Origin of the sequence: Streptomyces sp. NPDC048185, assembly GCF_043202495.1 — a bacterium.
Taxonomy (GTDB): Bacteria; Actinomycetota; Actinomycetes; order Streptomycetales; family Streptomycetaceae; genus Streptomyces.
This window is the reverse complement of sequence record NZ_JBIDAN010000002.1, coordinates 102205-123002: the sequence shown is the minus strand read 5'-3', so window position 1 is coordinate 123002 and position 20798 is coordinate 102205. Positions and strand designations below refer to the sequence as shown.

Annotated in this window: 18 protein-coding genes and 1 pseudogene; 10 read left to right on the top strand and 9 right to left on the bottom strand. The window is 73.9% G+C overall.

What is annotated here, in order from left to right; genetic code table 11:
- Positions 1–22 precede the first annotated feature (22 nt).
- The gene (locus ACGF3H_RS06465; protein ID WP_362496102.1) at positions 23–511 is read left to right on the top strand and encodes a flavin reductase family protein; all 489 of its coding nucleotides are present in this window, start codon (positions 23–25) and stop codon (positions 509–511) included.
- An 8-nt stretch (positions 512–519) separates the two neighbouring features.
- On the opposite strand, the gene ACGF3H_RS06460 is transcribed toward ACGF3H_RS06465, so the two are convergent.
- From ACGF3H_RS06460 to ACGF3H_RS06450, 3 genes are all read right to left on the bottom strand, one after another.
- The gene (locus ACGF3H_RS06460; RefSeq protein WP_362496099.1) at positions 520–2097 is read right to left on the bottom strand and encodes a SpoIIE family protein phosphatase; all 1578 of its coding nucleotides are present in this window, start codon (positions 2095–2097) and stop codon (positions 520–522) included.
- Between the two features lie 135 nt (positions 2098–2232).
- Positions 2233–2616, bottom strand: a complete 384-nt coding sequence (locus ACGF3H_RS06455) for a hypothetical protein (protein ID WP_362496097.1) — start codon at positions 2614–2616, stop codon at positions 2233–2235.
- Positions 2617–2928: 312 nt separating this feature from the next.
- The gene (locus ACGF3H_RS06450; protein ID WP_362496094.1) at positions 2929–3846 is read right to left on the bottom strand and encodes a MurR/RpiR family transcriptional regulator; all 918 of its coding nucleotides are present in this window, start codon (positions 3844–3846) and stop codon (positions 2929–2931) included.
- Positions 3847–4141: 295 nt separating this feature from the next.
- On the opposite strand from ACGF3H_RS06450, the gene ACGF3H_RS06445 reads away from it, so the two are divergent.
- Both ACGF3H_RS06445 and ACGF3H_RS06440 read left to right on the top strand, forming a co-directional pair.
- A complete protein-coding gene (locus ACGF3H_RS06445; protein ID WP_362496092.1) occupies positions 4142–4303 on the top strand; it encodes a hypothetical protein in 162 nt (53 codons plus the stop codon).
- Between the two features lie 71 nt (positions 4304–4374).
- Positions 4375–4776: a DUF3662 domain-containing protein gene (locus ACGF3H_RS06440; protein ID WP_362496089.1), complete on the top strand. Its 402-nt coding sequence runs from the start codon at positions 4375–4377 to the stop codon at positions 4774–4776.
- Positions 4777–4803: 27 nt separating this feature from the next.
- Here the strand turns inward: ACGF3H_RS06440 and ACGF3H_RS06435 are convergent, their stop codons facing one another.
- From ACGF3H_RS06435 to ACGF3H_RS06420, 4 genes and pseudogenes are all read right to left on the bottom strand, one after another.
- Complete coding sequence (locus ACGF3H_RS06435) at positions 4804–6429, bottom strand: phospholipid carrier-dependent glycosyltransferase (protein WP_362496086.1); 1626 nt, start codon at positions 6427–6429, stop codon at positions 4804–4806.
- A 32-nt stretch (positions 6430–6461) separates the two neighbouring features.
- A complete protein-coding gene (locus ACGF3H_RS06430; RefSeq protein WP_362496083.1) occupies positions 6462–7142 on the bottom strand; it encodes a nucleoside/nucleotide kinase family protein in 681 nt (226 codons plus the stop codon).
- Positions 7143–7207: 65 nt separating this feature from the next.
- Positions 7208–9343: a TerD family protein gene (locus ACGF3H_RS06425; RefSeq protein ID WP_362496080.1), complete on the bottom strand. Its 2136-nt coding sequence runs from the start codon at positions 9341–9343 to the stop codon at positions 7208–7210.
- A 178-nt stretch (positions 9344–9521) separates the two neighbouring features.
- Positions 9522–9836, bottom strand: a pseudogene (locus ACGF3H_RS06420) (ABC transporter ATP-binding protein); the annotation flags it as partial.
- A 344-nt stretch (positions 9837–10180) separates the two neighbouring features.
- Here ACGF3H_RS06420 and ACGF3H_RS06415 point away from each other — a divergent pair.
- Positions 10181–10777: a TetR/AcrR family transcriptional regulator gene (locus ACGF3H_RS06415; protein WP_362496077.1), complete on the top strand. Its 597-nt coding sequence runs from the start codon at positions 10181–10183 to the stop codon at positions 10775–10777.
- Between the two features lie 28 nt (positions 10778–10805).
- On the opposite strand, the gene ACGF3H_RS06410 is transcribed toward ACGF3H_RS06415, so the two are convergent.
- A complete protein-coding gene (locus tag ACGF3H_RS06410) occupies positions 10806–12128 on the bottom strand; it encodes an MFS transporter (protein WP_362496074.1) in 1323 nt (440 codons plus the stop codon).
- 168 nt (positions 12129–12296) lie between these two features.
- Here ACGF3H_RS06410 and ACGF3H_RS06405 point away from each other — a divergent pair, with 168 nt between their 5' ends.
- Positions 12297–13484 carry a serine hydrolase gene (locus ACGF3H_RS06405; RefSeq protein WP_362496072.1) on the top strand — a complete coding sequence of 396 codons (1188 nt, stop codon included), beginning with the start codon at positions 12297–12299 and terminating at the stop codon, positions 13482–13484.
- Here ACGF3H_RS06405 and ACGF3H_RS06400 read toward each other — a convergent pair whose 3' ends face one another.
- Positions 13485–14009: a MarR family transcriptional regulator gene (locus tag ACGF3H_RS06400; protein WP_362496069.1), complete on the bottom strand. Its 525-nt coding sequence runs from the start codon at positions 14007–14009 to the stop codon at positions 13485–13487. It abuts the gene before it with no gap.
- A 77-nt stretch (positions 14010–14086) separates the two neighbouring features.
- Between ACGF3H_RS06400 and ACGF3H_RS06395 the strand changes: the two genes are divergently transcribed.
- The 5 genes from ACGF3H_RS06395 (at position 14087) to ACGF3H_RS06375 (ending at position 20696) form a co-directional block, all read left to right on the top strand.
- The gene (locus tag ACGF3H_RS06395) at positions 14087–15295 is read left to right on the top strand and encodes an MFS transporter (RefSeq protein ID WP_362496067.1); all 1209 of its coding nucleotides are present in this window, start codon (positions 14087–14089) and stop codon (positions 15293–15295) included.
- Between the two features lie 113 nt (positions 15296–15408).
- Positions 15409–16149, top strand: coding sequence for a beta-phosphoglucomutase family hydrolase (locus ACGF3H_RS06390; protein WP_362496065.1), 741 nt, complete (start codon positions 15409–15411; stop codon positions 16147–16149).
- Positions 16146–18500 (top strand): glycosyl hydrolase family 65 protein, encoded by a 2355-nt coding sequence (locus ACGF3H_RS06385; protein ID WP_362496063.1) that lies wholly within the window; start codon positions 16146–16148, stop codon positions 18498–18500. The genes ACGF3H_RS06390 and ACGF3H_RS06385 overlap by 4 nt, the downstream gene beginning before the upstream one ends.
- 164 nt (positions 18501–18664) lie before the next feature.
- On the top strand, positions 18665–20140 hold the full coding sequence (locus ACGF3H_RS06380; protein ID WP_362496060.1) for a hypothetical protein: 1476 nt from the start codon (positions 18665–18667) through the stop codon (positions 20138–20140).
- A gap of 70 nt (positions 20141–20210) precedes the next feature.
- A complete protein-coding gene (locus ACGF3H_RS06375) occupies positions 20211–20696 on the top strand; it encodes a DUF5709 domain-containing protein (RefSeq protein ID WP_362496057.1) in 486 nt (161 codons plus the stop codon).
- The last annotated feature ends 102 nt before the right edge of the window (positions 20697–20798 follow it).

Genomic DNA, 20798 nt, shown 5'->3' with positions numbered 1-20798 from the left:
CGCCCCTTCCGGCCCGCCTAGCATGGCGGGCATGGACGTGTTTCTCGACAGGCTCGACCCGGACATGTGCGTGGTGACGGCGGCCGCGGGCGGGGAACAGGCGGGCTGTCTGGTCGGCTTCGCCTCCCAGTGCTCCCTGGAACCGGTGCGGTTCGTCGTGTGGCTCTCCGAGGTCAACCGGACCTTCCGGGTGGCCGGGTCCGCCGACTACCTCGCCGTTCACCTGCTCGCCCGGGAACAGCACGGACTGGCGGAGGTGTTCGGCGGACGGACCGGCGACGACGTGGACAAGTTCCAGCGGGTCCGCCGGCGCCTCGGGTACGGCGGCGCGGTGGTGCTGGAGGACGCCGAGGCGTGGTTCGTCGGCCGGGTCGTGGAGCGGGTCACCGGGGGCGACCACGTCGGTTTCGTCCTCGACCCGGTCGAGTGGGGCGGGCGCGAGACGTCCCGCGGCCCGCTGCTGCGGCTCAGCGACGCCCTCACCATCGAGCCCGGCCACCCGGTGGACTGACGGGCCGTCTACGGCCGCCGTGCCGGACCGTCCGGCACCTGTATGTCCAGGACGCAGACGTCGTCCCGCAGTTCGTCCTCGGGCAGCAGCGCGGCCAGCAGCGGCTCCAGCGTGCCCGCCGTACCGGCCTCGTGGGCCGCGGCGGCCGCCGCGAGCCGCTCCAGGCCCCGGTCGATGCCGTCGGGAGGCCGTTCGACCAGGCCGTCCGTGTACAGCAGGAGACGGTCGCCCGGCTCCAGGAGGTACTCGGCCTCCGCGAAGACCGGGGTGGTGCTCGCCCCCAGCAGGATGCCCCGCGGGCGGTCGAGGTAGCGGGCCTTGCCGGCGCGCAGCAGCAGCGGCGGCAGATGACCGGCCTGTGCCCACACCAGCCGTCGCCGTGCGGGTGAGTAGCGGGCCATGACCATGGTCGCGGTGCCGTGGGCGCCCCGGGAGTGCAGCAGCAGCGTGTTGAGGCGGGCCAGCGCGCCGGTCAGCGAGGAACCCGTGACGACCATGCCCTTGGCGGTGAAGCGCAGCTGGGCCATGGTGGCGACGGCGTCCACACCGTGACCGGCGACGTCTCCGACCACGAACAGGGCGTCCCCGTCCGGGAGTTCTATGGCGCTGAACCAGTCACCGCCGACCTGCACACCCGCCTGCGCGGGCAGATAGGCGATCTCGACGTGCAGTCCGGCCGGCCGCACGGGCTGCCGGGGCAGCGGCAGCAGCGCGTCCTGCAACCGGGCGGCCAGCGTCCGCTCGGCCAGCAGCACGTCGTTCTGGGTCAGGATCGCCCGCTCGCTCTCGACCAGCGCCAGCTCCGCCCGGCGGCGCGCGGTCAGGTCCTGGACGAAGCCGTGCACCTCGACGGGTGTGCCGTCGCCGTCCGTCACCGCTTCCGCCACGATCCGCAGGTGCCGGACACCGTCCGGCGTGCGGGTACGGAAGGGGACGTCGCACGGCCGTCCCTCGCGTGCCAGCGCCCGCACGGCCCGGGTCAGCGCGGGCTCGTCGTCCGGCAGGGCCAGGCCGGGCAGGCCGGCGAGGTCGACCGGGCCGCTCGCGGGATCGCGGCCGAAGATGGCGAAGACCTGGTCGGACCAGGCGGCCTCGTGGGTGACCAGGTCCCAGTTCGCCCAGCCGAGGTCACCCAGCCGCTGCAGATCGGCGAGCCGCTGCTCCTGGCGGTGGGCGGCGTCCGGGAGGGTGTCGGGGGAGAAGCGCGGGGCGGGGGGTGCGACGGTGCCGCCGGAGCCTGCCGGTCCAGCGCCTGCAGCCGCGGCGGTGGGCCCCGGGGCGCGCTGCGCACCGGGTGGCGGGGTCAGGGTGTCGAGCGTGATCCAGCACTCCTCCAGCAGCGTGCGCCGCTCCGCGGCCGCGCGCTGGGCCAGCGTCTCGCGCGCCGCCTCGGCGGAGAGGCCGGTGAGCGCCATGACGGCGCCCTCGGCCCGTGCCACGACGGCCGCAGTCGTGGCACGGTCGCGCAGCCGGTCTATCTCGGCACGCTGCCCGGCGACGACCCGGCGAAGCGCGGCCAGGTCGGGGGCGGCACCGGAGTCCGTCGGCGTGGCGTGCTCGCTCGTCACGGGACGAGCATCGCACATGGACCGGACGTGGATGACCGTTCGTCGGCAGGTGATTCCCTCGATTCCGCGCCGTGCCCGCGGCGAGGGGCGCACGTCCGCCGGCCGCCCCTCACAGGGGGCGCGCCGACCTGCCGGCGTCACCGGGTGCGCGGGTCAGCGCCCGGCCGCACCCCGCTCGGCCAATGCCTCGGTGACCGCGCGCACGCTGCGCGCGATGTGCTGCAGCTGCCCGAGCTCCGCGGCGTACAGCTTGATCGTGTGCTCGATGACCGACTCGGGCAGTCCGAGCCGCGGCAGCTCGGCCCGGGCGGTCTGCAGCGCGGTACGGGCCACCCGGAGTTCGTGCTGGACCTGGATCTGCGCGTGGCGGGCGAGCAGCACGGGGTGCCGGATCAGCGCCGGGTAGCCGGCGTAGCGGGCCGGCACCAGCTCGCGCAGCCACTTGGCGGCCGAGCGCTCCCAGTCGTAACTGCCGGGGCTCTTGACCTGGCACGGCCAGTCCGGGCTGATGCGCGTGGTCGTCAGGGGCATGATCATCGCTTCCGGGGGTGCGGCGTCGACGGGGTGCTGCGACGTTCCTGGGCGGCCCCGGCCTAGGGGATGACCGGGACCGCCACGGGCGCTCGCACAGGCGACGCCCGACCGAACACCCCGGGGCGCCGGAGCGGGTAGGAGTGGGCGGCCAGGGTGTTCGCGCAGGTACGGACGCGGTCCGGGCGTCCGGGTCGCGATCCGTGAGCAGTATTTATATATGCCATCTGCTTTGCAAGACGTATGAAAACATTCATGCCTGCTTCTGCGGGGATCGTGTCCGGGCGCTCGTCCGCGGCGGACCCGCGCGGGGCGGACTCAGTCCCGCAGGAAGAAGTGGTGCTGCTCGGCGATCTGCTCGTACTCCTCCAGCCGGGCCTGTGTCCGTTCCGGATCGGCGTCGGTCATGGCCTGGAGCAGTGCCGCGCACATCACGCCCGGCGCCGCGTACGAGTCGAAGACCAGCCGGGACCCGGTGCCGGTGGCGAAGGTGACGTCGGCCTCGTCGACCACCGGACCGAGCGCCAGGTCGGTGATCAGCGCCACCTTGAGCCCGGCCCCGCGGGCCACCCGGACGGCGTTGAGGGTCTCCTGGGCGTGCCGGGGCAGGGAGAAGGCCAGTACCCAGCTCCCGCCCGCCTCCCGGGACTGCAGCAGGGCGTCGTACGCGACGCTGCCGCCGCGGGTGACCAGCCTGACGTCGGGGTGGACGCGGCGGGCGGCGTAGGCGAAGTACTCGGCGAGCGACACGGAGATGCGCAGCCCGAGGACGGTCAGCGGCGCCGACGCGGCCAGCTTCCGGCCGGTCTCGATGACCTGCCCTGGGTCGGCGAAGTCGCGGCGCAGGTTCTCCAGGTTCTCGATCTCGGCGTCGACGGCCGCCTGCAGTTCGTTGCCGCCGTTCTCCTCGGCCGGGGTGCCGCCGCGGCCGCCCAGCGCGATCGACTGGAGCCGCTCCCGCAGCGCCGGGTAGCCGCTGAAGCCGACCGCCGACGCGAACCGGGTCACCGACGGCTGGCTCACGCCGACGCGGTCGGCGAGGTCCGTGATCGACAGGAACGCCGCCTCGGTGAGGTTCTCGATCAGGTACTGGGCGATGCGCCGCTGGCCGGGGGAGAGCCGGGGGCGGTCGAACAACGTCCTCAGCCGGGACGTGGGGGAGATCTCCGCCTCCGGGGCCGTCCGTCCCGAGGTGATCGCCGATGCCTGTGCACGTGCCTGCTGCGGCGATGGCACGGGTGCGCCTCCTTTGTCTCCCACGGAGGTCAACATAGCCCACCGGCCGCGCCCACAAGGGCGTTGTCCAGGGCGAACGGTCCCGCGCGCACACCCTCGCGCCGCCCGTGGTCCTGGCCTCGCGCCGCCCGTGGTCCTGGCCTCGCGCCGCCCGGCGCCGAGCGTCGTCCCGCTCCGCACCGACGGTGCGACGCCTTCGCGCCGGAGGCGGTACGCCCCGTGGGGGATAGCCCCGCGCCGGGCGGGAACCCGCCGCCACGGAAGGACCCGACACCAGCGACGAGGAGCCCCCGTCATGACCGTCCCGGAAGAGAACCGGCCGAAGACCGACACCACCGACGACGTTCTCGACCAGCGCGACGAGAATTCCCCCCGGCCGCCCGGCGGCACCGGCCGGACCATGCGCGAGGCCCTGGAGGAGGCGCACGTGCGCCCCGACGACTACGACGAGGAATGACCGCGCCGCGGCCGCGGTCCCACCGCACGTCCCCGACGGCAACCGACCCCAACACCGGCAGGTGACATCGCATGGGCGCGATCAGCGCGCTGGAGAAGGCCCTGGAGAACCGATGGGAAGCGCTGTGGGCGCGGGTGCTCGACAGGGAACCCGTCGAGATCCTCGACGCCCTGCGCACCGAGTGCGACAACAACGCCGTGGTCTGCGCCGAGGGCCGGGTCATGGTCCCCAACGCCTACGACGTCGAACTCGCCGAGGTCGTCCACGAGGAACTGACGCGCCGTGACGGCCGGGTGGGCCAGGTGCTCACCGACAGCCTGGCCCGGCACGCCGAGCGGCGGGGCTACGAGTGGGCGGGCCCGCTGGCGGTGCACGTCGGCAAGTCCGCCGACGTGCCCAACGGGCGCTACCGCGTGGCGAGCGGAGTGCTGCCGCACGTCAGCGCCGAGGGATTCCCGAACGCGGCGTCCTAGCGGCGCGCCGCGTACGACTCTCCCGACTCAGCGGCGGTAGACCGTGATCGAGTGCCCGACGTCGTCGACGGGCCGGCTGCTGTCGATCAGCGTCGCCAGCAGCCCCGTCGCCTTGGCCGCCGCGGAGTCGGACACGACCAGCAGCCCGCGCACCTCACGTGCGGGCACCGAGCGCGGGTCGGTGGCCTCGATGCCGTAGTGGGCCGGGACACCGCTGCCCTTGTAGACCAGCCAGACCCGCTCACCCGGATAGCGCTCGCGCAGCCGGTCGGCGAGCCGTCCCAGGTCCTGGCCCCAGTCCACGGCCGAGTCGTGCAGCAGCAGATGGGTCCTGGCGGGCCCGCCGAACGCCTCGTTGGCGTACGGCAGGTAGTACGGGTACGTCCGCACCGAACTGACCGCGACGAACGCCACCAGCGTGAGCGTCACGGCCGGCGCCCACCGCCACCGCGCCGCCAGGACGCACCCCGCCGCCACCGCCAGGAACATCGGCAGGAACAGCGCGTACCGGGTGCCGAAGTTGCGCGAGCCCGCCATCGCGGACGCCAGCAGCACCGCGGCCGGCAGCAGCAGGTACGGCCCGGCCGGCCGCAGCCGGCGCACCGCGACCACGGCGACGGCCCCGGCGGCCCACAGGGCGAGCGCGCCCAGCGGCGTCTTCACCAGCAGCGCGGCCGGCAGGTAGTACCACAGCGAACCCGTGTACAGCCGGCCGAACAGGAAGCCCTGCCACGGGTGGCGCTCCAGGCCGAACTGGAGCCGCATCCCGTCCCGGTAGGCCTCAGGGAACGGCAGCAGGTCCACCAGGACGCCCTTGATGCCGGGCACGCCTGGCGGCGCCTGCCCGGACGTCCCGCGCAGCCGGGGATCGACCACGAGGTATGTGGCCCACACGACGGCGACCGCGCCCGCCGCCACGACGAGGGCGGCCGCCACCGCCCCTACCGCCCACCGCCCGCGCGCTCGCGACCGCGTCGACAGGACGGCCAGGCACAGCAGCACCGGCACCGCGGGCAGGGTGCTCGCCCGGGTCGCCAGGGCGGCCCCCAGCGCGGCCCCGGCGAGCGGCAGGTACAGCCGGGGGCGGCGCCGGGCGCGCCACAGCAGCCACACCGACGTCAGCACGAAGCCGGCGGCGGGCGCGTCGAGGGTGGCGAGCGAGCCGTGGGCGACGACGTCGGGGGAGAAGGCGTACAGGGCGAGCGCCGCCAGGCCGCCCGCCCGGCCGGCGAGTTCCCGGGCGAACGCGAACACCACCAGCCCGAACAGCAGGGTCAGCGCCATCACCGGGAGCCGTGCCCAGAGCATCAGCCGCCAGGGGTCGTTGCCCGACTCGTACAGCAGATGCCGCCCCCACCGGCTCTGCCCGCCCTCGAAGGAGGTGTCGATCCGGGGACCGGCGAGCGCCACGCCCACGCCGATGACCAGCTTTCCCAGCGGCGGGTGTTCGGGGTTGTGGCGCAGACGGTGCTCGCGCACGTAGTCGGCGCCGGCCCCCACGTACACGGGTTCGTCGATCGTCGGCGTCTGGCGCACGGCCGTGGTCACCATCGCGAACGCCATCTGGGCGAGCAGCACGGCGACGAGCACCGGCACCGTCCACGGTCCCGCGCACCGCGGCCGGCGGGGGGCCGGCCCGTCCTGGTCCGTCATGCCCACCGGTACGTCGTGCGACGCGGCGGAGTTCAGCGCGGCGGGGCCGTGCCCGTCAGCGCCGTCTCGGGTACGACGAGGTCGGCGCGGTCGCGGGTCGCGGCCACCAGGTCGGCGTTGCGCTGATCGGTGCCGAGCACCCAGGCCACCGCGTCCTCGTGGGACTTGCCGAACTCCTCGTGCCGGGCCACCAGTCGGCGGACCCGCTCCTCCTCGGGCACCTCGCAGAACCACACCTCGTCGAGCCAGGACCGCACCCGCGCCCACGCACCGGTGTCCAGCAGAAGGTAGTTGCCCTCCGTCACGACGAGCCGGGCGGTGGGCGGCACCGGGACGGCCCCGGCGAGCGGCTGCTCCAGCACCCGTTCGAAGCCCGGTGCGTAGACCGTGTCCCCCGCGTCCCGTCCGCCGTCGGGGCGCTGCTCGTGCAGCCTGCGCAGCAGAGCGGCGTACCCGGCCGCGTCGAAGGTGTCCGGCGCGCCCTTGCGGTCCCGGCGGCCGAGCCGGTCCAGCTCGGCGTCGGCGAGGTGGAAACCGTCCATGGGGACGTGCGCGGCCCACGTCCCGTCCGTCCCGTTCAGCTCCCGCACCAGGGCCTCGGCGAGTGTCGACTTCCCGGCGCCGGGGCTCCCGGCGATGCCGAGAACCGCGCGCCGTCCGTCGCGCGGGAGGGCGCGGGCCCGGGTGAGCAGGTCGTCGAAAGTCAGCGGCACACCGCAGAGTGTGCCACCCGACGGCCGGCGCCCACCGGGGCCGCCCCCCGTCCCGCCGGCGGTGCTCAGGCCCGGGGTTCCAGGGCCCAGCGGCCGGACGTCCGGATCTGGAGGTGTCCGCTCGGAATGCGCTGCAGACCGGAGGCCGTACTGATCCGGCGTATCGGCTCCAGGCGTTCGTCCAGTTCCCACAGCACCGGCAGGGTGGCCATGCCCAGCGCGTCGTGCTGGACCATCACCTCGGTCTCGGGTCCGGTGTGCCGTACGACTCCGTAGCCCTGGCCCTCTACGGGCGCCCGGTCCAGCACCGGCGCGGAGCCGAGGGCGGCCGGCTCGATCCGCCAACCGGTCTCGTCCGTGGTCCAGACCTGGATGTAGCAGTGGCCCGCCTCCGTCACCCACAGCGGTCCGGTGACCGGGCGGCGGCGCGTGGTGTCGGCGGAGATCTTCGACCGGCCGTCCGCCTGGACCGTACGGGTGGTCACCACCTGGTCGCCGGCGACGGTCCGGCTCAGGCCGAGCAGGGCGGGCGGTCCTTCGTACCGGAAGACCGTGCTGCCCCGGCCCTCGGCCGGTCCGGTCAGCAGGGGCGCCTCCTCCACCGGCAGCAGGCGCAGGCTCCAGTCGCCCACGTCCGCCAGCCGCAGCCGCACCTGGGACTCGCCCTTGGTGAACAGCAGGGTGCGGCCGTGCTCCCCGTGCCGGTAGCCCTGCACCAGCTCCTCTTCGTCGTCGTACTCGTCGACCAGCAGCAGCCGGTGGCCGAGACCGCCGCCGGTGCCGGGGCAGCCGTACTCCAGCAGGGCCGGCCGCCCCGGGGTCGGGTTGACCAGCGTGAGGGTCTTCTCGCCGCGGCCGGTGCAGGAGCCGGCGGCCGGTGCGGCGGCCGCGGCGGGCACGTGCAGGGGGCGGGCGCCGAGCTGCCAGGCGCCGTCGGCCTCCAGGAGCAACAGGAGCGGGCCGTCGGCGATCGGCACCGTCTGGCGCAGCGGGTCGGTGTCGTTGACCAGCAGGTCGCGGTCGTCGAGGTCGTGCAGGCGGGACGCGTCCAGGCTCCACAGGCCGAAGTATCCGCCGCCGTCCTCGTCGCCGGCGAAGTCCACGTCCAGGTCGGCCACCGGCCCGGTGTAGGCGACGACCTCGGGACCGTAACCGCTGAGCGGGCCCGGCCCCAGGCGGCGGAGCACCGACAGGGGCTGCACGAGCACCGTCCAGTCGTTGTCCGCCTCGACGCGCAGCCGCAGGGGGCGGTCCTTCGGCGGCTGCACCAGGACGCGGCAGCGGAAGTCGCGCAGGGTGGAATTGGCCAGCAGGTCGTCGTCCTTGTTGCGGCGGGTGAGGGTGTGCATCCCGAAGTAACCGTCGCCCTGGTGCCAGGCCTCGACGACGACCGGCCCCGGCGGCAGGGGCACGTCCACGGAGACCACGCCGTTGCCCTGCCCGCGCTGGGTGTACGGGTGGAACTCGGGGCCGAAGGAGTGGGGCACGGCGTCCGCCACCGCGGCGACGGGTGCCGCGGCCGGCGGCGGGGCGGAGAAGGGGGCGGCCGTCGGAACCGTGGCCGGGGCGGGCGCGGTGATCGTCGGTGCGGGTGCGGGTGCGGGTGCGGGTGCGGGTGCGGGCGCGGGGGGCGGGACGGGGACGGCGATCGTCGGGGTGGCGGCCGGTGGAGCCGGCTCCGCCACGGCTATGCCGAAGTCCGTCGCCAGCCCCGCGAGTCCGGACGCGTACCCCTGACCCACCGCCCGGAACTTCCACTGCCCGTTCCGGCGGTAGAACTCCCCGAGCACGAACGCCGTCTCGTTCCGCGCGTCGTTCACCGCGTAGTGCGCCACCACCGCGCCGTCGGCCGTCAGGGCCTGCACGTGCAGCCCGGGCACCTGCCCGAAGACCCCGCCGTCGCAGGACCCGGCGATCAGCACCCGCTGGACGGACGCCTCCACGCGCGGCAGGTCCACCTCCAGCCACTCGGCGAGCAGCCCGCCCCCTTCGGCCGTACCCGCGTGACGTACGGCCCCCGACGGGTGCGCGGGCTGGTTGTAGAAGACGAGGTCGGCATCGCCGCGCACCTTGCCGGCGGCGTCGAGCAGCAGGGCGGAGGCGTCCACGGTCGGCGCCCCGGCTGCGTGCTGCCGGCAGACCGCGACCCGCAGGAGGGCTGCGGGGACAGGGGTGTTGGCGCCTTTGGTGATGTGCGTCATGAGGCACATGGTGACAGTGAAGAAGCCGTGCAGTCGATGGTCAGGGGTGGTGAAGGCCGCGAACGCCCGTAGGTGGCCGCCCCGTCGGCACCCGGAGCCCAACGCTCCGCCCACCGGGCTCACAGGCGCAGCGAGCGACGCGGTCGCCCTCCCCCCTCACGCTCCCGCGGCACCCGCACGCGGGCCCGGCACCTCGGGCCCGACTCGGGTCGCCGAGGACGGGCCTCATGGCGTGAGCCATGGCGGTCAGCAGCACGGCGGCCGCGAGTCCCGTGACCAACTGGCAGCCGAGCAGCAGTTGCACGGCGCGCCGGTCGGTCCGCCACGACAGCCGGGCGATCCGGCCCAGGACGGCCGGGAGCTGCGCGCACATCCGCCGGAAGGAGACCTCGGCGAGCGGATTGACGGAGTACTGCCCGCTGTAAGTGATCTCCGCCGGCGGTGGCGGAGCGGGCGCAGTGTCCTGTTGATCGTTCGTGGCGGCCGAGGTCATTGCGGGTCCCCCTTGACGGTCGTCCGGCGTGGCTCAACGACGCGGACGGGATATCGAACACATGTGTTTCGGTCGGTCCCGGAACCCCGAGACGGTGCGGGTGGAGGCGTGTGGGGCATGCACGGACCCGGTCGCCGCAAGAGGTGTGCCGCACGCGGCGGATGGCCGAATCGCCGACCCTCTCCGTGGCGGGTGCTGATCGGGTGCTCGTGCCGGTCCGGCACGCGAGGAGCCGTGGGGCTCCATGTACGCCACGACCGATTGCGGGCAGGCTGTTCAGTAGCATCTTCGCTGTCGAGAGGCTCCTACAATGGGCGGCCACGCGCGACGCACGAGGAGGCTTCATGGCCGAGGACAGACGGACCAGACGGTCACGCCGTGCCCTGGGGGCGGCCCTGGTCGAGCTGGTCCTGGAGCGCGGCTTCACCGCGTTGACCGTCGAGGACATCACCGAGCGCGCGGACGTGGCGCGCGCGACGTTCTACGCCCACTTCCGCGACAAGGAGGGCCTGTTCGCGCAGGTGACCTCGGACCTGCTCGCGGAACTGGGGGAGCGGCTGGCGCCCGCGGTCGCCGACAGCGCGGTCGGCTTCACGGGCAAGCCGGTCCTGGAGATGCTCCGGCACGCCCGCGAGGAGCGCGACCTGTACCGGATCGTGCTGCGCGGGGAGGGCGACGGCAAGCCGCTCCAGATGTTCGTGGACGCCTGTGCGCGGGCCACGGCCGAGGAGTTCGGCGCCCGCGCCGAGCGCAACGGGGTCCAGCCGCGCATCGATCCCGAGCTGCTCGCCCGGGTGTGGGTGGGGGAGCAGGTCGCCGTGCTGCGGTGGTGGGTGGAGCAGGACACGCCGTCGCTGCCGCCGGAGGAGGTCGTCCGGATGCTGCTCGACCTGGCGCTGTACGGCCGCTACTGGGCCAGCGGGTTCGAGCCGCCGTCCTGAGGCCGGACGGCGGCTCGCGGGGCCGCGGTCAGCCCCGCGGGCCGGGTGCCCGCTCGGCGGCCGCGGTCTGCCGAGCGGGACGCTCCGCCCTGTCGGCCGGCGCCAGGCGCCGCGCGTCCCGCTCGGGCCGGATCGCGCTGAAGGCGATCAGCCCGCACACCAGCATCACCGCCGCGGTCAGCAGGAACGCCTGGGTGTAGCCGGCGTGTTGCGAGGACGCGGAGTCGAGCAGGTGCCCGGTCAGGTACGGCGCGACCAGCCCGGGCAGGGTGCCCGTCGCCGCGACGATCCCGAACACCGCTCCGCGCTGCGCCGGCGGCACCACGGCGGCCGTCGTCAGGTAGTGCAGCGGGAAGACGATCGCGTGCCCGCCGAACGCCACGGCGATGAGCACCAGCAGGGGCACGCGCGCGTCGACGAAGGGGAGGGCCGCCATGGCCAGCCCGGCGACGACGACGGCGACCCCCTGCGGAGCGCCGCTGGACCAACGGCTCGACAGACCGCGCCGGTTCAGCGCGTCGACCAGCGGGGAGACCGCCAGCAGCAGGACGAAGCTGAAGGCCGAGACGGCGCTGATGAGCGTCGCCGCCCTGCCCGGCGTCATGTCGAGCTGGGTGCGCAGGTAGGCGGGCAGCCAGGCGTGGCTCAGGGCCAGCGCCCAGGAGGCACCGAAGGCGCCGGCGATGCTGCCCAGCACCGTGCCGTTCAGCAGGAGCGGCCGGTACGGCAGCCGGCGGGCCCCTCCCGAGCCGGCACCGGTCCGGTGCGCCGGCTCGTGGCCGTACGGTCCGTCGTGTCCCGCCCGCCACCAGATCAGGCTCCACACCAGGCTCGTCGCCGCGAGCGCGGCGAAGGCGGAGCGCCAGCCGAACGAGGTGATCAGCCAGGTCACGACCGGGGCGGCGATCAGCGTGCCCAGCGCGGCGCCGCTGATCTGCAGCGCCGACGGCAGCGCGCGGCGGTCCTCCGGGAACCACTTGTACAGCGCGTGCATCGACATGGACGCGGCCGGCCCCTCGGCCGCTCCCAGCAGCACCCGCCCCGCCACCAGCGCCGGAACGGACGCCACGAAGAGCACCGGGAGCTGCGCCACCGCCCACAGGGCGGCCATGGTGAACAGCAGCACCCGGCTGGAGACGCGGGCGGAGGCGAACCCGACGATCAGCCCGGAGAGGCTGAACAGCAGGGCGAACGAGCTGGAGATCAGGCCGTAGGTGCTGTTGCTGATGTCCAGTTCTTCCATGATCGGCACGGCGGCGAGCCCGAGGACGGACTTGTCCGCGTAGTTGATGAGCATGAACGTCACGATCAGCGCGGCGACGGGCCAGGCGCGGCGGCGGTCGAATTCCATGGGCACTCCTGCGGCTCGGAGCGACACCGCTATTGAAATAGCAGTACGTTGGCATACAGACTGTCTATTAACAGTCTGATGATCTGGCAACCTAAGCGTCCGACGTCACCAGGTCAACGGTCCGCACGGCACCAGCGCAAAACCCTGAACGGAAAAGGGAGCGGCCCCATGTCCGAGACAGCACCGCTGAGCGATCTCCAGTGGACCCGTGGCTACACGGATCCCGCCTGGATCCGCCGCTTCACCTCCGCGGGCCGGGAGCTCTCGCCCAGCCGGCGCGTGTGGCGGGGCCGGGGGCCCGCGCGTCCGCTGCCGGAACAGCCGTACGACCTCGACGCCCTGGACCTGCTCGGCTCCGACGCGGGCACCCTCAAGCTGCCGGAGCTCTTCGCGGCCGCCCAGACGGACGCGTTCCTCGTGATGCACCGCGGTACGGTCGTCTACGAGCGCCACCTGCACGGCGCCGAAGCGCACACCCCCCACTTCAACGCCTCCGCGGCCAAGTCCTACCTCGGCCTCGTCGCCGCGACGCTCGCCCACCGGGGGCTGCTGGACCGCACGGCCACGGCGTCCTCCTACGTCCCCGAACTCGCCGGCACGGCCTTCGGCGAGGCCCGGGTCCAGGACCTGCTGCACATGGGCACGCGCGTGAGCTACGCCGGCCGGCCCTTCGACAAGGCGATCGAGGCCCATCGGTACCACGCGGTCATCGCTCCCTCACTGCGCCCGAACGGCTACCGCGGCCCGGCCACCATCCGGGAGCACCTGCAGACCGCCCGCGCCACCGGAGCGCCGGGGGAGGAGTTCCGCTACGAGAACGGCAACGTCGAGGCGCTGGCCGAGGTCCTGCGCCGCATCACCGGATCGACCACCTCCGACCTGCTCGGCGACCTGCTGTGGACCGGACTGGGAGCGGAGGAGGACGCGTACTACGTCCTCGACGGCGACGGAGTCGAAGCCGCGTGCGGAGGCTTCAGTGCGACGCTGCGCGATGTGGCCCGGCTCGGCGAGATGCTGCGCTGCGGCGGCGCGGTGGGGGACCGCCAGGTGGTCCCGGAGGAGGTGGCCGCCACGATCGCCGGCGGCGTGCCCGACGGCTACCCGCGCCGCGTCCGCTTCCCCGCGGCAGCCCCCGACTCGCCCGCCACGCTCTCGTACCACGACCTGTGGTGGATCCTGAACGACCCCTACGGCTCCTACATGGCCAGCGGGATCCACGGTCAGCGCCTCTTCGTCTCGCCGGGCCTGGAGCTGGTGATCGCCCACTTCGGCTCCCAGGTGACGTCCCCGGCCGTGCCGCCCGCCCCGCTGGTCCAGGCCTTCCTCCGGATCGGCACCCACCTCGCCGCGGGATAGTCAGCCGGTGTCCTCGATGCGGAGGGTCAGCTGCTTGAGCAGGGCGGCGAGGCGGGTGCGGTCCGGGGCCGTGAGCGCGCCGAACAGCTCGTCCTCGGCCTCGCCGCGGAGCGCCATCGCCCGCTTCCAGATGTCGAGGCCGGCCTCGGTCACCTCGACGTCGACGCGACGCCGGTCGCCGGTGGCCGGTGCCCGGCGGACCCACCCGGACCGCTCGAGGGCGTCCAGCCGGCCGGTCGTCCCGGCGGCGCTCACGCCGAGGTCGGCGGCGAGAGCGGAGGGGGTCGCCCGGCCCGGGGTGTCCCGGATCATCAGGTGGTGAAGCGTCTCGTACTCGTGGATCTGCAGCCCCGCCCCTTCGACGGCGTGGCGCGTGCTCTGCTTGAGGTGGCGACGGATCCGGTCCAGCCGGACCGTGATCGCCTCCACCTCGTCGTCGAACTCGACGCCGATCCAGTGGTTCCGCCAGCGGTCGACGTGGCGGTCCGCCCAGTCGTGCCGCCGGTCCGGTCGAGGTTCCTCCATGCGGCAACTCTAGACGTCTCCTTCGCCGGCGAATAATTGGTTGACGAAAATTTCGGTGCCGAAATACCTTCCTCGCTGTGAAGCGACGAAGTCATCGAGTGCTGCGCCACCACGGGTTCCGGTACCTGGTGGCCGGAAGCGCGGTCAACGCGCTCGGCAACGCCATCACTCCGGTGGCCCTGGCGTTCGCCGTTCTCGATCTGGGGGGATCGGTCGTCCAGCTCGGCCTGGTGGAAGCCGCGTTCGCCGCCTGCCAGGTCGTCACCACGCTGGCCGGCGGCGTGCTGGGCGACCGGGTCTCGCGGCGGCTGATGATGACGGGGGCGTCGGTCGTCAGCGCCCTGGTCATGGGAGCACTGGCCGGCGCGCTGCTGCTGGACGTAGCCACCATCGCGCTGATCGCGGTCCTGGGCGGACTCGGCGGCGTGGTCTCGGCGTTGGGCCGCCCCTCCGCGATGGCGATGACCCGGCTGGTCGTACCGCAGGACGAATTGGGCGACGCGGTCGCGCTGCGCACCCTGCTCCAGACCGGCGCCTCGACCGTCGGATACGCCGTGGCAGGGGTGCTGGTCGCCGCCGTGGGCTCGGGCTGGGCGATCGTGGCCGACGCCTGCACCTTCGCCTTCGCCGCGGTGGCCTTCGCCCGTCTCCGCGTCCCGCACACGCGCACGCCCCGGACGGCGTCGGCCGTCGCCGACCTCAAGGACGGCATGCGGGAGGTGCTGCGGCACACCTGGCTCTGGCTGCTGATCCTCCAGGCCCTCCTCTACCACCTCTTCTACGGCGGAGCGCAGGCGGTGCTCGGCCCCGTCGTGGTGGGCCAGGGGATCGGCCGGTCGGCCTGGGGGCTCGCCCTGTCGGTCCTGATGGCCGGGTTCGTGACCGGCGGCCTGCTCTGCCTCCGGGTCCGGCCGCGACGGCCGCTGGCGGTCGGCGTGGTCCTGCTCGCGTTCACGGGCTTCTTCCCGCTCGCCATGGCGCTCTCCGACGCGCTGTGGCCCGTCCTGCTCGGCGCTTTCCTGCACGGCCTGGGCCTGCAGATGTTCGACGTGTACTGGGAGCAGTCCATCCAGAGCCACGTCCCGGAGGACAAACTCGCCCGGGTCTACGCGTTCGACACGGTCGGCTCGTTCGTGGCCCGGCCCGTGGGCCTCGCCCTCACCGGTCCGGTCGCCACCGCCGTCGGCTTCGAGACGTGGCTGCTCGTCGTCGCCGCGGTGATCTCCGGGGTCTCGCTCGTCGCGTTGACCGCCCGGGGAGTGCGCGACCTGGAGCGGGTGAGCTGAATGCCGCCGAGAGGCCGCCGGTCCGCTCTGCGGGGCGGCGCCTTCCCGACGGCCGGTCACTTGTGGCACGTACCACCCGATGGGACGCGCCCCGGCGGGGAACTGTGACCGGTATGACGACGCAGCTCGGACTTCCCGACGACATCCAGGCCTGCCTCTTCGACCTCGACGGGGTCGTCACCCGGACGGCGGTGGTGCACGCCGCCGCCTGGAAGGAGACGTTCGACGCCTTCCTGCGCGAGCGGGACGGAGCGGACTTCCGCCCGTTCACCGACTCCGACTACGACGAGTACGTCGACGGCCGCCCCCGCGCGGACGGAGTGCGCACCTTCCTCGCCTCGCGCGGCATCGAACTGCCGGAGGGCGACCCCGACGACCCGCCGGACGCGCGGACGGTCAACGGGGTCGGCAACCGCAAGAACGAGCTGGTCCTGGAGAAGATCCGCACCGAGGGAGTCGAGGCGTACGACGGCACCCTGCGCTACATCGGCGCGGTCCGCTCGGCCGGACTCGCCACCGCGATCGTCTCCTCCAGCGCCAACACCGTGGACGTGCTGCGCTCCATCGACGCCGAGGGCCTCTTCGACGTACGGATCGACGGCGTGGTGGCGCGCGAGCGGAAACTGCCGGGCAAACCACGTCCCGACACCTTCCTGGCCGCCGCCCGCGACCTCGGCGTCGATCCGTCCCGCGCCGCCGTGTTCGAGGACGCCCTCGCCGGCATGGACGCCGGCCGCTCGGGCCACTTCGGCTACGTCGTCGGCGTCGACCGCGTCGGCCAGACCGACGCCCTGTACGCCCACGGCGCGGACCGCGTCGTCAAGGACCTCGCCGAGCTGGGGGGCCACGCGTGATCACGAACCGGACCTACGCGGTCGAGCCCTGGTCGGTGCGCGAGACCGCGCTCAACCTCGACCTCCTCGCCCAGAGCGAGTCCGTCTTCGCCCTCTCCAACGGACACGTCGGCTGGCGCGGCAACCTCGACGAGGGAGAACCGCACGGCCTGCCCGGCAGCTACCTCAACGGCGTGTACGAACTGCACCCGCTGCCCTACGCCGAGGCCGGCTACGGCTATCCGGAGTCCGGGCAGACCGTCATCAACGTCACCAACGGCAAACTGGTGCGCCTGCTGGTCGACGACGAGCCGTTCGACCTGCGCTACGGACGGCTCGTCCAGCACGAACGGACCCTGGACCTGCGGCGCGGCGTGCTGGAGCGGGTCTGCGAGTGGACCTCGCCGGCCGGCTCGACCGTCCGGGTGCGCTCCACCCGGCTGGTCTCCCTCACCCAGCGGGCCATCGCCGCCGTCGAGTACGAGGTGGAACCGGTCGACAGCCGGATCCGGGTGGTCATCCAGTCCGAACTCGTCACCAACGAGAGCCTGCCCGACCCGGACGGCGACCCGCGCACGGCGAAAGCCCTGCAGTCCCCCCTCGAACCGGAGGAGGACTCGGCGCTCGGCCCCCGGCTGCGCCTGGTCCACCGCACCCGGCGCAGCGGTCTCCGGGTCGCCGTGGCCGCCGACCACGTCGTCGACGGCCCCGAGCAGACCACCACCAGCAGCGAGAGCAACGTGGACGTGGCCCGCCTGACCGTCACCTCCGTCCTGGAGCCGGGGCAGCGGCTGCGCGTGCAGAAGACGGTCGCCCACGGCTGGTCCAGTGCCCGTTCCCGGCCCGCGATGAGCGACCAGGTCGAGGCGGCGCTGGCCGCCGCCTCGCAGAGCGGCTGGGACGGACTCGTGGCCGAACAGCGCGCCTACCTGGACGACTTCTGGGCCCGCGCGGACGTCGAGGTGCACGGCGACGAGGAGGTCCAGCAGGCCGTCCGCTTCGCGCTGTTCCACGTGCTCCAGGCCGGCGCCCGCGCCGAGCAGCGGGCGATCCCGGCCAAGGGGCTGACCGGCTCCGGCTACGACGGACACGCCTTCTGGGACACCGAGATGTTCGTCCTGCCCGTGCTGACCTACACCGAGCCCAAGGCCGTCGCCGAGGCGCTGCGCTGGCGCCAGGACACCCTGCCCGCCGCCCGGGACCGCGCCGCCCAGCTGGGACTGTCCGGAGCCGCGTTCCCCTGGCGGACCATCGACGGCTCCGAGGGGTCCGCGTACTGGCCGGCCGGCACGGCCGCCTTCCACGTCGGCGCCGACATCGCGCACGCGGTGGTGCGGTACGTGGCGGCGACCGGCGACACCGACTTCGAACGGGACACGGGCCTGGAGCTCCTGGTCGAGACCGCCCGGCTGTGGCGGTCCCTCGGCCACCACGACCACCACGGCGTCTTCCACATCGACGGCGTCACCGGTCCCGACGAGTACAGCGCCATCGCCGACGACAACACGTACACCAACCTCATGGCCCGCTCGAACCTCCTCACCGCCGCCGACGCCTGCGAACGCCACCCCGAGGCGGCGTCCCGGCTCGGCGTCGACGACGAGGAGAGCGCCGCCTGGCGGGACGCCGCCGAGAGCGTGCACATCCCCTACAACGAGGAACTGCGCGTCCACGAGCAGCACGCCGGATTCACCCGCCACCAGCGCTGGGACTTCGCCGGCACCGGCGCGGACCAGTACCCGCTGATGCTGCACTTCCCCTACTTCGACATCTACCGCAAACAGGTCATCAAGCAGTCCGACCTCGTCCTGGCGATGTACACCTGCGGCAGCTGGTTCGATGCCCACTGCGACGAGGAGCAGATCGCCCGCAACTTCGCCTACTACGAGCCGCTGACCGTACGGGACTCGTCCCTGTCCGCGTGCTGCCAGGCCGTCGTCGCCGCCCAGACGGGTCACCTGCGCCTGGCCTACGACTACGCCGCCGAGGCCGCCCTGATGGACCTGGCGGACCTGGAGCACAACACCCGCGACGGGCTGCACATCGCCTCCCTGGCCGGGACGTGGATGGCGCTGGTCGCCGGCTTCGGCGGCACCCGCCGTGAGGGCGACAGCCTCCGCTTCTCGCCGCGGCTGCCGGAGAAGTTCCGGCGGCTGGCCTTCCGGCTGCAGTTCCGCGGCCGGTGCGTGAGCGTGGAGATCGAGGCCGACAAGGCGACGTACAAGCTGCTGATGGGTGAACCCCTGACGATCCACCACCACGGCCGTCCGGTCCGCATGAACGGGGACGGGCCCCTCACCCTGCCCGTTCCCGCCCCCGAACGGCGCCCGACGCCCGAACAGCCCCCGCACCGCCGTCCGAACGCCCGCTGAACCGGCCCGCCGGACCGGACCGGTGCGGCCGGCCGCGTCCCGCCCTGCGCGTCCGTGGCGCGCGGGTTAGCTTGACCTTGATTTCCGGGTTGCCCGGCTCCCGCCGGTGACGGCAGGACGTGAGGATCGAGCGGCCCGCGTGCGGCGGGGGTGAGGGGTGCACGATGGCCGACGGCGCGAGCGCCCTGCTCACCGACGGCCGGCGACGCGAGGCGACGACCTCCGGCACCTCGCGGCGCCTTCGAGGCCGCGCCGCGCTCGCCGCGACGGCCGCCGCCTTCACCCTCGCCCAGCTGCTGCTCGTCCGCCCCGGGCTGGGCCTGGGCTGGGACGAGACGGTCTACGTCAGCCAGGTCACCGCACACCACCCGGCCGCCTTCTTCAGCGCCCCGCGCTCCCGCGGCGTCTCCCTGCTGGTGGCGCCCGTCGCGTCCTGGTCGCCGTCCACCTCACTGCTGCGCGTCTACCTCGCCGTGCTCTCCGGGACCGGCCTGTACCTGGCGCTGCGGGCGTGGCGGGGCCTGTTCCCGGTGCGGGTCCTGGCCGGCGCGGGCGCGTTCTTCGCCACCCTGTGGGTGACCCTCTTCTACGGTCCGCAGGCCATGCCCAACTACTGGGTCGGGATCGGCACGCTGATCTGCGTCGGCTGCTTCCTGCGGGCCCGGCGGACACGGCCGGAGCCCGGGGCCCTGTGGGGAGTCGTGGCCGGCACCGCGCTGATGGCGTGGATGCGGCCCGCCGACGCCGTCTGGGTGATCCTCCCCCTCCTCGCCCTCGCCCTGGTCCGCCGGCACGGGCTGCTGCTGCTCGCCCTGGTGGGGGGCCTCGCGGCCGGGGGAGTGGAGTGGGTGATCGAGGCGTACACCTGGTACGGCGGCCTGGGGGAGCGGCTCGCGGAGGCCTCCCGCATCCAGGGCGGACTCGGCCTCCAGATCGCCGTCGACGACCAGTTGCGCAGCCTGGGCGGACGCGCCCTGTGCCGCCCGTGCACCGGGTCGATGCCGCACCCGGTGATCACCCTGTGGTGGATCCTGCTGCCGTTCGTCGCCCTCGCCGGCCTGACCGTCGCCGTGCGCGCCCGGCGCACCGCCCGCACGCTGATCCCGCTGGCCTGCGCCGCGACGGCAGCCGTGCCGTACCTGTTCATGATCGGATACGCGGCGCCCCGCTTCCTGCAGCCCTCCTACGCCCTGCTGGCCGTCCCCGTCGCCGACGCGCTGTGGCACCTGGCCCGGACACCCCGCGGCCGCCGGCGGCCGGTGGGCGCCCCGCTGGTCGCCCTGGCACTGGCCGGGCACCTGGCGGTGCAGCTCGTCGTCCTCGTGTACACAGTGGACCGCACCGCCGAGAGCCGCGAGGACTGGGCCCGCACCGCCGGCGCCCTGCACCGTCTCGGGGTGCGTCCGCCCTGCCTGCTCACCGGACACGAGGCCATCCCGATCGGCTACTACACCGGCTGCTCCTCCGGCGCGACCAGCGGCAACAACGAGAACACCACGGTCCCCGAGATCCTGGACGCGGCCCGCCGGATCCCCGTCGCCGCCGTCACCGCACCGGGCGGCACCCCGCCCGCCTACGCCCGCTCCTGGGCCCCCCACCGCGTCGGTGGGCTGAACATCCGCGTCGCGCTCCCGGGTTAAAGATCGCGATTCGGGAAACGCGAACCGGACACCGAACGACCGAGCCGACGCACGCGCAAGGGAGGCAGCGATGGGCACGGACCCGATGGCCGACGACGTCTACCAGCCCACCGGAAGCAACGAGGAGCAGGAGGACGCCGCGCCCCTCGACCTCCAGGACGCCGTCGACGAGCGGGACTACGACGACACGCTCGACGAGGGCTACTCCCCGCCGGAGAAGCCCCTCGGGGTGACCAAGCACGGCACGACGGCCGCCGAGCAGCACGACGGCGAGACCCTGGACGAACGGCTGGCCCAGGAGGTGCCGGACGTGTCCGCGCCCGAAGGGGACGGAGTGGGCGACACGCCCGGAGGCGAGGGCGAACCGGTCGACGCCGAGGCCGGCACCGAACGCTCCGGGCGCCTGGTCGCCCCCGACGAGGGCGTACGCACCGACACGACCAAGGAGACCGTCGCCGAGGACGTGGGCATCGACGGAGGAGCCGCCGGTGCCGAGGAGGCGGCCGTGCACGTCGTGGAGGACGAGACGGCGCTGCCGGACGGCGAGGAGCGCTAGCCGGCCCGACCGCCGTGGGGGGGGCCCCCCCCCCGGCGGGGGCCCCCCCCCGGGGGGGGGGGGGGCGCCCCCGGGGGGGGGGGGGCCGGGCCCCCCCCCCCG